Origin of the sequence: Pseudomonas sp. yb_9, assembly GCF_043103635.1 — a bacterium.
GTDB lineage: Bacteria > Pseudomonadota > Gammaproteobacteria > Pseudomonadales > Pseudomonadaceae > Aquipseudomonas > Aquipseudomonas monteilii.
The window spans coordinates 15,834-29,346 of record NZ_JBICKA010000056.1 but is presented as its reverse complement, the minus strand read 5'-3'; the positions used below and the strand labels follow the sequence as shown (position 1 = coordinate 29,346).

Here is a 13,513-nt window from a genome sequence, read left to right as displayed (position 1 = left end):
GGGCTGTTTTGCAGCGCTGCCGTTGGACACGCCACGCGTATCTCCGAGGTTGGCAGCCTGGCAATGCTGAGCGGTTTTTCCGCTTGGTGCCAGGCTCCCAGCCTCGTGTTGTATCTGGACGGTCAACGGGGCCGATTCCCCGTTCTGCCCAAGAATTCGCAAGAAACCAGTTCCCCCAAGAGCCACTGAAAAAGGTAGGAAACCGTGAACCCGGTAATCAAGACTTTCCAGTTCGGTCAATCGACCGTTACTCTCGAAACGGGCCGTATTGCCCGTCAGGCAACCGGCGCTGTGCTGGTTACCGTCGACAACGACGTCACCGTGCTGGTGACTGTGGTAGGCGCCAAACAGGCTGATCCAGGCAAGGGCTTCTTCCCGCTGTCGGTTCACTACCAGGAAAAGACCTACGCCGCCGGCAAGATCCCGGGTGGCTTCTTCAAGCGTGAAGGCCGTCCTTCCGAGAAAGAGACGCTGACCTCGCGCCTGATCGACCGTCCGATCCGTCCGCTGTTCCCGGAAGGCTTCATGAACGAAGTGCAGGTCGTCTGCACCGTGGTTTCCACCAGCAAGAAGACCGACCCGGACATCGCCGCGATGATCGGTACCTCGGCTGCCCTGGCCATCTCCGGCATTCCGTTCGAAGGCCCGATCGGCGCCGCTCGCGTTGCCTTCCACGAAAGCACCGGCTACCTGCTGAACCCGACTTACGAGCAACTGGCTGCTTCGAGCCTGGACATGGTCGTAGCCGGTACTTCCGACGCCGTACTGATGGTTGAATCGGAAGCTCAAGAGCTGACCGAAGACCAGATGCTGGGTGCCGTACTGTTCGCCCACGACGAATTCCAGGCCGTTATCCAGGCTGTCAAGGAACTGGCTGCCGAAGCGGGCAAGCCGACCTGGGACTGGAAACCAGCCGTTGCCAACACCGAGCTGTTCAACGCCATCCGCGCCGAGTTCGGCGAAGCGGTTTCGCAGGGCTACACCATCACCGTCAAGGCTGACCGCTACGCGCGCCTGGGCGAGCTGCGTGACCAGGCCGTTGCCAAGTTCTCGGGTGAAGAAGGCCAGCCTTCGGCCTCCGAAGTCAAAGATATCTTCGGCGAAATCGAGTACCGCACCGTTCGCGAGAACATCGTAAACGGCAAGCCACGTATCGACGGCCGCGACACCAAGACTGTTCGCCCACTGAACATCGAAGTCGGCGTGCTGCCGAAAACTCACGGTTCGGCACTGTTCACCCGTGGCGAAACCCAGGCTCTGGTCGTTGCGACCCTGGGTACTGCCCGTGACGCCCAGCTGCTGGACACCCTCGAAGGCGAGAAGAAAGACCCCTTCATGCTGCACTACAACTTCCCACCGTTCTCGGTAGGTGAGTGTGGTCGTATGGGCGGTGCTGGTCGTCGCGAAATCGGCCACGGCCGTCTGGCCCGTCGTTCGGTCCAGGCCATGCTGCCGGCCGCCGACGTGTTCCCGTACACCATCCGCGTGGTTTCGGAAATCACCGAATCCAACGGTTCCAGCTCCATGGCTTCGGTCTGCGGTGCGTCCCTGGCCCTGATGGACGCTGGTGTGCCGATGAAGGCGCCAGTTGCCGGTATCGCCATGGGCCTGGTCAAGGAAGGCGACAAGTTCGCGGTCCTGACCGACATCCTCGGTGACGAAGACCACCTGGGCGACATGGACTTCAAGGTAGCCGGTACCGCCAAAGGCGTTACTGCGCTGCAGATGGACATCAAGATCAACGGCATCACCGAAGAGATCATGGAAATCGCCCTGGGCCAGGCCCTGGAAGCGCGTCTGAACATCCTCGGCCAGATGAACCAGATCATTGGTCAGTCGCGTACCGAGCTGTCGGCCAACGCCCCAACCATGATCGCGATGAAGATCGACACCGACAAGATCCGTGACGTCATCGGTAAAGGCGGCGCCACCATTCGCGCCATCTGTGAAGAGACCAAGGCTTCGATCGATATCGAAGACGATGGCTCGATCAAGATCTTCGGCGAAACCAAGGAAGCTGCAGATGCTGCCAAGCAGCGCATCCTGGGCATCACCGCCGAGGCCGAAATCGGCAAGATCTACGTCGGCAAGGTTGAGCGTATCGTCGACTTCGGCGCCTTCGTCAACATCCTGCCTGGCAAGGACGGCCTGGTGCACATCTCGATGCTGAGCGATGCTCGCGTCGAGAAAGTCACCGACATCCTGAAAGAAGGCCAGGAAGTGGAAGTACTGGTACTGGACGTGGATAACCGCGGCCGTATCAAGCTGTCGATCAAGGACGTTGCCGCGGCCAAGGCCTCGGGCGTCTAAGCGATTGCAACGCAACAGGAAAAGGGTCCTTCGGGGCCCTTTTTTCATGGGCTGCGGGAACCTTTTGCGGACTTGCATCTTGCATGCAGGTTTACCGTGCAGATTGCAAAATGCACGACACTGAAAGTGATGTATTTTTGCTAACTTATTGATTTAAAAAGATTAATTTTAGGCGATAGAGCTGGCACAGCACATGCAACTACCTTCATACCTGCCGCCAGGACATACGGCGCAGACCTTTCGACAAACAGGAGTGACCCACATGAAGAAGTTCGCCATTGCTGCCGCTACTGCTACCGCTCTGACCCTGACCATGGCTAACGCGGCATTCGCCCAACAGTCCACCCAGGCCCCCATGACGCTGGCGGCCGGTGAGGTGACCAAAGCCAAGGAAGCTACCTCTGATACCTGGATCACCACCAAGGTCAAAGCCGACCTGATGACCGAGAAAGGTGTGCCAGGCAGTGACATCAAAGTCGAGACTAATAAAGGTGTCGTGTCGCTGTCGTCCGACGTGGCCATTACCGATGCACAGAAAGAGATGGCAGTCGCCATCGCTAAGAAGATCAAAGGCGTTCAGGCCGTTTCGGCTGATGGCCTGAAGTCCGAATAAGGGATGTCCCGTCGGCCAAACGGATTTGGCCACCTCTACCGAAGCCCTGGCCTGTGCCGGGGCTTTGCTTTTGCACTCAGTAGCCCGGGTTGAGGGCGATTACATCGCTTTCGAAGCATTCCTGCTCGACGATCAGCGGCTCTACCAGTGGGCGGCTATCACGAAAGTGTGCGGTCTGGGTATGCGCTTCATACGCGGCATCATCGCGGTAGATTTCGTACAGGTAGATTACCTGCGGATCGAGTCGGTCCTGCGACACATCGAATACCAGGCAGCCTGGCTCGTTGGTGACAGAAGCTGCGGCATTGACCTTGATCGCTGTCAGGAAATCCTCGGCGCAACCGGGCTTCACACGGGTCTTGATAAACAGGCTATACACAAGTCGCTCCTTTTGTTTTAAATTCATTATTGAATTGTATACAAAAATGGAGTCTCGCCAATGTCCGAATTGCCTGCACGCCCCGGCCGCCTGAATGGCTTGCGCCATATCGCCTTGCTGGTACCCAACCTGGAAGAGTGCGAACGCTTTTATGTCGATGTGCTGGGTATGGAGGTATTGAACCGTGCCAACGAAGACCTGGTGTACCTCACCTGTGGCAACGACAACCTTTCGCTGGGACGTGGGGCAGGGGCGTCCAATGGGTTGCAGACGCTCGATCATTACGGGTTCATTGTGGACAGCGTGGAGGAGCTGGAGGCGTGGTACCAGTACTTCAAGGCCCACGGTGTCACGCTGCTGGACCGGCCGTTCAACCACGGTGACGGAGCGCGTAGCTTCCACCTGCTGGACCCGGCGGGGAACAAGGTGCAGCCGCTGTATCACCCGGCAGTGTCTGGGCAACGGTTGGTCTGATGCCTGTTCCGGCCCATTCGCGGGCAAGCCCGCTCCCACAGGTACTGCACAGGCCTTGAACTGCGCTCGATTCCTGGGGGAGCGGGCTTGCCCGCGAAGAGGCCAGACCTGCTAAAAAAGATTATTCAGCATCCAGGTGCATCGGCGTCACCACCCGCCCATCGCTCTCAGGCTGCCCCAGGCTGGTATCGATGAAATACACCCGGTCATCTTCCAGCTTGCCCTTGTCCACCAGGTAATCCTTGATACTGCTGGCCCGCTCCTGGCCCAGCGTGCGCAGCAAGGCGGTGCTCTCGGCCCACGACTTGATCACTGCCTCGCGCAGCTTGGCGGTACGTTCGTCGCGGCCCAGTTGCTCCCATTCGGCAGGTGGCTGCTGCTTCAGGCGAGTGCGGTAAATGCCTTCGAGCATTGCCGGTTTGTCGCTGTCGTCCACCACCAGCATCGAGGCATTGGCCGGCACCTTGTCGCCCCGGCGCTGCAGGATCTTGTACCAGGTGGCCTGGTACTCACGCTCCAGGCGCTGCTGGGCGATCAGCGGGCCATCGCTGGCCTGGGCGCTGGTGCCTTCGATTTCCAGGCGCAGCTCCGGGCGTTCTTTCAGCGCGGATGCCAGCTTGTCCAGGGACGACTGGGCATCGCCACTGAGCTCGCTGGACCCAGGGGCGAACGCCACGTTGCCCAGGTCTTCCGAGCCACCGCCGGTAATCAGCCCGCCGATGAACTTGAACGGCGCCTGTGCCGCGCGCAGTACCAGGTTGCGCAGGGTTTGCCAGACGATCGGCATCACACTGAATTGCGGGTTGTTGAGGTCGCCAGACACTGGCAGCTCGATCGAAATCTTGCCCTCGGTATCTTTCAGCAGCGCTACTGCAAGGCGGATCGGCAGGTCGACTGCGTCCGGGCTGTCGACTTTTTCGCCCAGCTGCAGTTGCTCCACCACCACCTTGTTCTCGGCCTTGAGCTGGCCGTTGATAATCAGGTAGTGCAGGTCGAGGTTGAGCCTGCCTTTGCGAATGCGAAAGCCCGCGAACTTGCCGGAGTAGGGCGTGAGGGTGGTCAGTTCGACGCGCTTGAAGCTGGTGGCGATATCCAGGCTGGCCAGCGGGTTGAACGGGTTGAGCGCGCCCTTGATGGTGACCGGTGCGTAGCGGTCGACCTTGCCCTTCACGTCGACCTTGGCCGGCACCGGCTTGCGGTTGTCGATGGTGCCGATCTGGCCATTGAGCTGCTGAATGGCCGTGGCGAAGTTGGGGGTGAGGGAGAGGTCGGCGAAGTTGGCCGAGCCGTCGTTGATGTCGATCTGGCCGATGTGGATACCCAGCGGCTTGTCGCTGCTGGTTGCGGCCGGCTTGGCTTGGCTTTTCGCCGGGGTGCCAGCCGGTTGCGGGATCAACAGGTCATTGACGTTGGTGGTGCGGTCTTCGTTGATGATGAAGCGTGCATAGGGTTGCAGCAGGGTTACCTTGTCGATCGACAACGCATCGCCGTGTACATAAGACAAGCCATCGACGTTCACCTGCTGCCATTTGACGAAGTCGCGGCTCTTGATGGTGTCGAGGGTGTGCAGCTGGTTTACCTGGGCTTTGCCCGTGATATTGAAGGCCAGCGGTGCGGTGTTCTTCAGGTCGACCTTGAGGTCGCTGGAGAGCATGCCACTGCGCAGTTCCAGCAGGATGAACGGGCTGATATAGGCCTGTGCTACGCGCAGGTCGATATCGCGGGTGCTTACGTCCAGCTTGGCCCATATCGGCGCCAGGTTGACCTGGCCGGCAGCCTGCAGCTTGCCTTGCTTGCCTACGCCCGTATCGAGCTTGAGCGTGAAGGGCGACTGGTTGAGGCTGTCGAAGCCTTGCAGGTCGGCGTTGAGCGGGCCGATGTCCAAGGCTACCGGCTCTTTCTGGCTGCGGTCTGCCAGGTGCACCAGGTAGTTGCGCAATTGCACGTCCTTGAGCAGCACTTGCCAAGGCTTGCTCGGCTCTTTGGCGGCTTGCTGCTCAGGTGTCGGCTCGGCGGCAGCCGGCTCTGCCTTTTCCTTCGGCGTGGCTTTGGCAGGCTGGCTGGCAAACAGCTTTTGCCAATCGAGCTGGCCGTCTTTTTCCAGCTCAGCCCAGGTTTCGAGTTTCTCGCTGCGGATTTTGCCTACGGTGACCTGTTGCTTGACCAGGTCAACGGAGGTTTCGCTCACCTCCAGGCTGGCCAGGCGTGCCAAGGGGCGGCCATCCGGGGCCTTGATGGCGAACGGCGCAATGCGCACGGAGGCGTTTTCCAGCAACAGCTCGGTCTGTTTGGCGAGGTTGAGCTTGTAGTGCGTGTCGAGGCTGACCACGCCGTCTTCCAGCACCAGTGGCACAGCATCACGTACGTACGGCCAGAAGGCCTTCATTTTGCCTTCCGTGATCTTCAGCGTGCCTTCAGAGGCGATCGGTGACAGGCTCAGGGTCCCGTTCCAATCAATGCGCCCGCCATTGGGGCCGTTGGCCACCAGGGTCATGTCGGCACTGTCGTCAGGCAAGGTGCTGAGGTTTTTCAGCTCCAGGTTCATGTTGTCGTAGAGGAACTCAATCGGCTCGCTGGGGCGCAAGTCCTCGAAATGCAGGTAGCCGTCGATGAGCTTGATGCTACCGATGCGCAGCGGGAACGGCTCGCTGGGTGGCTCGTCAGGTTTGGCTTCGCTGGCGGGCAGCTTGAACAGGCCGGTCAGGTTAAGGCTACCGTCCTTGGCAAACAGCACCTCGTTACGCGGTTTGTCGAGCTCTACGGCTTCCAGGTGCAGCGCTTTGGTCCACAGGCTGTCGAGCGAGAGGTTGGCGTACAGACGCTCGAACCCGACCTGTTCCTTGCCGGGCTCGCCGATCTGCAGGCCCCACAATGTCAGCTCCAGGCTGAAGGGGTTGAGTTCGACCCGTTCGAGGTGGGCCGGCACCGTCGCGTACTGGGCCAACTGCTGGTTGGCGATGCGCAGTGCCACACCGGGAAGAATGAGGAAGCCGAGCAGGCTGTAGAGGGCCACAAGGGCCAAGAGTGCGCCAGCGGCGCGAGTCAATCCTTTGTACATGTGTCGCTTCGTCTGTCTAAGCAGGAGTGCTTGGAGTATGGCACGTTAAATCAGTTCCGCAGGGGCGACCATTTGACCTTATTCGATGCCCATGCGCCGTTTGGCCCGGTGCGCCGAACCGTCTCGCATGGCCCAGCGCAATACCGGTGCGGTGCGTCGCAGGCCCAGGCGTATCATGCGCTGCTGCAAGGGCCCGTGCTGCAGACCGAGCAGGGTCTGGGCCCAATCCGGCAACAGGTCGATACCGGCGTGCAGCATCAGTTTGCCCACCGGCTGTGCCAGGCGGCTGGGGGCAGGGGCGTCGAGCAGAATCCCGACTACCTCGTGGCTGCGGCTGTCGCAGCGCAACTGCGCACGCATGCGCAGCAGGTAGTCTTCGATCTGCTGGCACGAACGTGGCACATCCCGGGCGCCAAGGCGCTCGGCAATCAGGGCAATTTCGGCGTAGTAGGCATCTTGCTCGGCGCGCGACAGCTGCGGGTTGCGGTAGCGCAAGTGGGCAGCGAGAAAGCTGCTGACTTCTGCCACATGAACCCAGGTCAGCAGGTCGGGGTCGCTGGCCGCATAAGGGCGCCCATCCGGCGCAGTGCCGGTGACCTGCAGGTGGATGGTGCGCACTTTGTCGATCAGCCATTCGGCATCGCGCGTGGAACCGAAGGTGGTACCGGAAATAAACTGACTGGTACGGCGCAAGCGGCCGATCAGGTCTTCACGGAAATTGGAGTGGTCCCACACACCGGCCAGGGCCAGCGGGTGCAGTAACTGCAGCATGAGTGCACTGATGCCGCCGACAAGCATGCTCGGGAAGTCGCCATGCACTTGCCAACTGATGCTGTGGGGGCCGAACAGGCCGGGGTCGCCCTTGGGCGATTCCAGGTCGAGCTGGCCGAGGGCCAGCCCGGTGAGGCTCATGACCTGGGTTTCGATACGGCGACGAAGGGCTTCCATGGCGACCTGCGGTGCAGGGCGGCCATGGGCAGCGGCCGCCGGTTACTGGTTGAGGCGTTTGTCGATCAGGCCTTGGACTACGCTGGGGTCGGCCAGGGTAGAGGTGTCACCCAGGTTGTCCAGCTCGTTGCAGGCGATTTTGCGCAGTATACGCCGCATGATCTTGCCTGAGCGGGTCTTGGGTAGCGCCGGGGCCCACTGGATCAGCTCGGGCTTGGCAAAACTGCCAATTTCCTTGCTGACGAGGGCCAGCAGTTCGGCCTTCAGCGTGTCGTCTGGCGTCACGCCATTCATCGGCGTGACGAAGGCGTAGACGCCTTGGCCTTTGAGGTCGTGGGGGTATCCGACCACTGCCGCTTCGGCGACGCTGTCATGCAGCACCAGTGCGCTTTCCACTTCGGCGGTGCCGATGCGGTGGCCCGAGACATTGATCACATCGTCGATGCGGCCGGTAATCCAGTAGTCGCCGTCGGCATCGCGGCGGGCACCGTCGCCAGTGAAGTAATAGCCGGGCATGGGCTTGAAGTAGGTATCCACCATGCGCGGGTGGTCGCCATACACGCTGCGAATCTGCCCTGGCCAACTGGCCTTGATCACCAGCAGGCCGGCGCCGGGGCCTTCGATCAGCTTGCCCTGTTCGTCCAGCAGTACCGGTTGCACGCCGAACATGGGCTGGGTCGCGCAGCCGGGCTTGAGTGACTGGGAGCCGGGAAGCGGGGTAAGCATGATGCCGCCGGTTTCGGTCTGCCACCAGGTGTCGACGATGGGGCAGCGCTTTTGCCCGACTTCCTCGAAATACCATTCCCAGGCTTCGGGGTTGATCGGTTCGCCGACGCTGCCCAGCAGCCGCAAGCTTTTGCGCGAAGTGCTTTGCAGTGGCGCGGAGCCCTCGCGCATCAGTGCGCGCAGGGCGGTCGGGGCGGTGTAGAAGATGTTCACCTGATGCTTGTCCACCACCTGCCAGAAGCGTGAGGTGTCCGGGTAGTTGGGCACGCCTTCGAACATCAGCGAAATCGCGCCATTGGCCAGTGGGCCGTAGACGATGTAGCTGTGGCCGGTGACCCAGCCGACGTCGGCGGTGCACCAGAACACCTCGCCGTCACGGTAGTCGAACACCACCTTGAAGGTCATCGTCGCCTGCAGTAGGTAACCGGCGGTGGTGTGCAGCACGCCCTTGGGTTTACCGGTGCTGCCAGAGGTGTAGAGGATGAACAGCGGGTCTTCGGCCTCCATCGGTTCGGGGGCGCAGTCGTTGCCGGCATTTTCTGTTGCCTCGTGGTACCAGAGGTCACGGCCTTCGACCCAGGTAACATCGCCACCGGTGCGGCGCACCACGAATACGCTGCTGACGGCAGGGCAACTGGCAAGGGCCTTGTCGACATTCTGTTTCAGCGGGATGCGTTTGCCGCCGCGCACGCCTTCATCGGCGGTGATCACGGTGCGGCAGTCGGCATCGAGAATACGGTCACGCAGGGCATCGGGGGAGAAGCCGCCGAACACCACCGAGTGGATGGCACCTATGCGGGTGCAGGCAAGCATGGCGAAGGCGGCCTCCGGGATCATCGGCATGTAGATGCATACCCGGTCGCCTTTCTTTAACCCGCGTGCCTTCAGGGCGTTGGCCAGGCGGCAGACCTGGCGGTGCAGCTCGCGGTAGGTGATGGCTTTTGAGTCGTTTGGGTCGTCACCTTCCCACAATAGGGCAGTTTGCTCGCCACGCAGGGCCAGGTGGCGATCAATGCAGTTGTAGCTGACATTGAGTTGGGCACCGTCGAACCAACGGGCCTTGCCGATTTTCAGGTCGCATTGCTGCACGCTGGACCAAGGTTTGATCCAGTCCAGGCGCTTGGCCTGTTCGGCCCAGAAGGTGTCAGGGTCGTCTACCGACTGGCGGTAGAGGCGGCGGTATTCGTCGGGGGTGAGGGCGGCAGACTGGCTGACGGCCAGGGCCTCGGGGTAATTGCGGATATCGAACATGGCGGGTGGTCCTGCTCTTGTAAGGGGCGATGGACTGCAACGGCTATTCGATAGGAGAGTGTAGCTGGGAGAGGTGTTCAACCTGTGCCGGCCTCTTCGCGGGTTTACCTGCGAAGAGGCCGGTGCAGGTATCGGATTACCCGCGGTGACGGCCGCGGAAGTAGTTGATCAGGCCTTGGGTAGAGCCATCTTCGGCGCTGTCTTCCAGGCTGCCGACCAGGCGTTGGTAAACGCCTTTGCCCAGCTCCTTGCCCAGCTCTACGCCCCACTGGTCGAACGCGTTGATACCCCAGATCACGCTTTGGACGAACACCTTGTGTTCGTACATCGCCACCAGCGCACCCAGGCGGCGAGGGCTGATGCGCTCCACGACCAAGGTGTTGCTCGGGCGGTTGCCCGGGATCACCTTGTGCGGGGCCAGTTTTTCGATGTCCGCTTCGTTCAGGCCTTTGCTGCGCAGCTCGGCTTCGGCTTCTTCACGGGTTTTGCCCAGCATCAGCGCCTGGCTCTGCGACAGGCAGTTGGCGTAAAGCCACTGGTGATGGTCGGCCACCGGGTTGAAGCTCACCACCGGCACGATGAAGTCGGCCGGAATCAGCTGGGTGCCCTGGTGCAGCAACTGGTGATAGGCGTGCTGACCGTTACAGCCAACGCCGCCCCAGATCACCGGGCCGGTATCAACCTTCACCGGGGTGCCGTCCTGCAGCACGCTCTTGCCGTTGGACTCCATGTCCAGCTGCTGCAGGTGCTTGGTGATGTTACGCAGGTAGTGATCGTACGGCAGGATCGCATGGCTGTTCGCGTCCCAGAAGTTGCCGTACCACACGCCTAGCAGGGCCAGCAGCACTGGCATGTTCTTGTCGAACGGCGCGGTCTGGAAGTGCTGGTCCATGGTGTAGGCACCCGACAGCAACTCCTTGAAGTTGGCCGTACCAATGGCCAGGGCAATCGGCAGGCCGATGGCCGACCACAGCGAGTAACGCCCGCCTACCCAGTCCCACATCGGGAAGATGTTCTCTTCGCGGATACCAAAGGCCACGGCGGCAGCCTTGTTGCTGGAAACGGCGATGAAGTGGCGGTACAGCTCGGCTTCCGAGCCGCCCTGGGCCAGGTACCAGGTGCGTGCGGCCATGGCGTTTTTCAGGGTCTCGAGGGTGTTGAACGACTTGGACGAGACAATGAACAGGGTGGTTTCGGCACGCAGGTTGGCCGACAGCTCGTGGAACTCACTGCCGTCTATGTTCGCCAGGTAGTGGCAACGCACGCCGCGTTGGGCGTACGGCAGCAGTGCTTCGGACACCAGTTCGGGGCCGAGGAACGAGCCGCCGATGCCGATGTTGACCACGTCGGTGATCGGCTTTTCGCTGTAGCCGCGCCAGAGGCCGTCGTGGATGCGACCGACCAGTTCGGTGATCTGGTTGAGCACCTTGTGCACTTCCGGCATGACGTTCACGCCGTTGACGCTGAGCTTGTCGCCCACCGGTCGGCGCAGCGCAGTGTGCAGCACGGGGCGGCCTTCGGAGGCGTTGATGATTTCGCCGCCGAACATCGATTTGATGGCGTCTTGCAGGCCCACTTCGTTGGCCAGGTTGACCAGCAGGTCGCGGCTTTGTTCGGTGATCAGGTTTTTCGAGTAGTCCAGGAACAGGCCGCAGCAGCTCAGGGAGAACTGGTCGAAGCGTTTGGCATCGGCGGCAAAGGCTTCGCGCATGCTGAAACCTTGCATGGCGTCGCGGTGTTGCTGAAGCGCCTGCCAGGCGGGCAGGGCCGTCACATCGTGGGGTGTACGGTAATACGCCATTGCGCGGGGTTCCCTTGGTGCGTGGTGATGCCTTGGACACGGCAGTCATTGCCGGGTTCAGGCTGGCATCATTATAGGCAAAGGCCACGCGCTGGGAATGGGTAGGGCAGGGTGATTTTGGGGCTGCAAAGCAGCCCCAGGCTCTTACGCGGTCTTGTCTTCGACGTGCAGGTAAAGGTTGTCGATCAACCGGGTGTTACCGAGGTAAGCCGCCGCGATCACAACCAGGTCGCGATCATCGATCATTGCCGGGCGCAGGCTCACGGCATGACGGACTTCCAGGTAGTCCGGGCGCAAACCCGCAGTGCTCAGTTGCGCCTGGCCTTCAGCGACCAGCGCGGCAAAATCCCGTTGGCCACGGCGGATGCCCGCTGCAATGTGCTGCAGTGTGCGGTACAGCGCGGGCGCTGCAATACGCTGCTCGGGCGTGAGGTAACCATTGCGCGACGACAGCGCCAGGCCATCTTCAGCACGCACGGTGGGCTCGCCGATGATCTGGACCGGCATGTTCAGGTCGCGCACCATGGCACGGATCACTGCCAGTTGCTGAAAGTCCTTTTCACCGAATACGGCAAGGTCCGGCTGGACCATGTTGAACAGCTTGTTGACCACTGTGGCCACGCCTTCGAAATGCCCAGGCCGGCTGGCGCCGCAGAGGCCTTCGGAAAGCTGCGGTACGCTGACGCGGGTTTGCACGCTCATGCCGTCGGGGTACATCTCTTGCACGGTGGGCGCGAACAGCAGGTTGCAGCCGGCTTGCAGCAGGCGTTCCTGGTCGGCGGCCAGGGTGCGCGGGTATTTGTCCAGGTCTTCGTTGGCGCCGAACTGCAGCGGGTTGACGAAGATGCTGGCCACCACAAAGTCGGCGCGTTGTGCAGCTTTGGTCACCAAGGCTACGTGGCCGCTGTGCAGGTTGCCCATGGTCGGCACGAAGCCGATGCGTTTGCCTTCACCGCGGGCGCGGGCAACGGCTGCACGCAGTTCACGGACGGTTTTGACTGTATTCATGCACTGAACCCGTGTTCGCTACCTGGGAAGCTGACTTGCTTGACGGCCTCGACATAGGCGACAAGGGCGCCTTGAATGCCTGGCTGGCCTTCCATGAAGTTCTTCACGAACTTCGGTACCCGGCCGCTCAGCGACAGGCCGAGCATGTCGTGCAGCACCAGCACCTGGCCATCGGTGGCGCTGCCAGCGCCGATGCCGATTACCGGGATGCCCACGGCATTCGTGATTTCTGCCGCCAGTTCGCTGGGTACGCATTCAAGCAGCAGCATGGCCGCACCAGCCTGCTCCAGGGCGATGGCGTCGGCACGCATCTGCCGGGCCTGGGCCTCCTGGCGGCCCTGCACCTTGTAGCCGCCCAGTACGTTGACGGTCTGCGGGGTCAGGCCCATGTGCGCGCACACCGGCACGCCACGCTCGGCCAGCAGGCGGATAGTTTCTGCCAGCCAGGCAGCGCCTTCGATCTTGATCATGTGGGCGCCGGCTTGCATCAGCGTGGCGCTGTTGGCGAAGGCCAGTTCCGGGGTGGCATGTGCCATGAACGGCAGGTCGGCAAGGATCAGGGCGCCGTCATTGCCGCGTTTGACACAGGCAGTGTGGTAGGCCATGTCTGCTGTGGTGACCGGCAAGGTGCTGTCGTGGCCCTGCAGGACCATCCCCAGCGAGTCGCCCACCAGCAACACTTCGACACCGGCCTGGCTGGCGGCCTTGGCGAAGGTCGCGTCGTAGCAGGTCAGCATGGTGATTTTTTCACCCTTGGCCTTGAGGCCATTGAGGGTGGTGAGGGTTACTTCAGGCATGTAGGAAATTCCTCGTTCAGGCGCTGTAAAAAACGACTGCATTCAACGCGTGTAGTCATCTTCCGGAGCGGCACATCATCGCGGGTGATGTTCGGGCACAGGTCCGTCCGGGCCTAAATACGGGTATGCGGCACTTTGGTGCCACACG

Annotated in this window: 10 protein-coding genes; 3 read left to right on the top strand and 7 right to left on the bottom strand. The window is 61.5% G+C overall.

The window, feature by feature from the left end:
* Positions 1–204 precede the first annotated feature (204 nt).
* Both pnp and ACF8MI_RS16065 read left to right on the top strand, forming a co-directional pair.
* Entirely contained in the window at positions 205–2,310 is a 2,106-nt protein-coding gene (gene pnp / locus ACF8MI_RS16070; RefSeq protein ID WP_014859357.1) for a polyribonucleotide nucleotidyltransferase, read from the top strand.
* Positions 2,311–2,572: 262 nt separating this feature from the next.
* Complete coding sequence (locus tag ACF8MI_RS16065) at positions 2,573–2,923, top strand: BON domain-containing protein (protein ID WP_016712080.1); 351 nt, start codon at positions 2,573–2,575, stop codon at positions 2,921–2,923.
* A 76-nt stretch (positions 2,924–2,999) separates the two neighbouring features.
* Here the strand turns inward: ACF8MI_RS16065 and ACF8MI_RS16060 are convergent, their stop codons facing one another.
* Positions 3,000–3,302 carry a putative quinol monooxygenase gene (locus ACF8MI_RS16060; protein WP_060498440.1) on the bottom strand — a complete coding sequence of 101 codons (303 nt, stop codon included), beginning with the start codon at positions 3,300–3,302 and terminating at the stop codon, positions 3,000–3,002.
* A gap of 60 nt (positions 3,303–3,362) precedes the next feature.
* On the opposite strand from ACF8MI_RS16060, the gene ACF8MI_RS16055 reads away from it, so the two are divergent.
* On the top strand, positions 3,363–3,776 hold the full coding sequence (locus ACF8MI_RS16055) for a VOC family protein (protein ID WP_016391800.1): 414 nt from the start codon (positions 3,363–3,365) through the stop codon (positions 3,774–3,776).
* A 121-nt stretch (positions 3,777–3,897) separates the two neighbouring features.
* On the opposite strand, the gene ACF8MI_RS16050 is transcribed toward ACF8MI_RS16055, so the two are convergent.
* The 6 genes from ACF8MI_RS16050 to panB form a co-directional block, all read right to left on the bottom strand.
* A complete protein-coding gene (locus ACF8MI_RS16050; RefSeq protein WP_200928807.1) occupies positions 3,898–6,834 on the bottom strand; it encodes a DUF748 domain-containing protein in 2,937 nt (978 codons plus the stop codon).
* A 78-nt stretch (positions 6,835–6,912) separates the two neighbouring features.
* Positions 6,913–7,782 (bottom strand): oxygenase MpaB family protein, encoded by an 870-nt coding sequence (locus ACF8MI_RS16045; protein WP_060498438.1) that lies wholly within the window; start codon positions 7,780–7,782, stop codon positions 6,913–6,915.
* Between the two features lie 42 nt (positions 7,783–7,824).
* Positions 7,825–9,759 carry an acetate--CoA ligase gene (gene acs / locus ACF8MI_RS16040; RefSeq protein ID WP_060498437.1) on the bottom strand — a complete coding sequence of 645 codons (1,935 nt, stop codon included), beginning with the start codon at positions 9,757–9,759 and terminating at the stop codon, positions 7,825–7,827.
* A 136-nt stretch (positions 9,760–9,895) separates the two neighbouring features.
* Positions 9,896–11,560: a glucose-6-phosphate isomerase gene (gene pgi, locus ACF8MI_RS16035; RefSeq protein WP_060498436.1), complete on the bottom strand. Its 1,665-nt coding sequence runs from the start codon at positions 11,558–11,560 to the stop codon at positions 9,896–9,898.
* 144 nt (positions 11,561–11,704) lie between these two features.
* Entirely contained in the window at positions 11,705–12,568 is an 864-nt protein-coding gene (gene panC / locus ACF8MI_RS16030; RefSeq protein WP_060498435.1) for a pantoate--beta-alanine ligase, read from the bottom strand.
* Positions 12,565–13,365 (bottom strand): 3-methyl-2-oxobutanoate hydroxymethyltransferase, encoded by an 801-nt coding sequence (gene panB / locus ACF8MI_RS16025; protein WP_060498434.1) that lies wholly within the window; start codon positions 13,363–13,365, stop codon positions 12,565–12,567. The genes panC and panB overlap by 4 nt, the downstream gene beginning before the upstream one ends.
* Between the last annotated feature and the right edge of the window lie 148 nt (positions 13,366–13,513).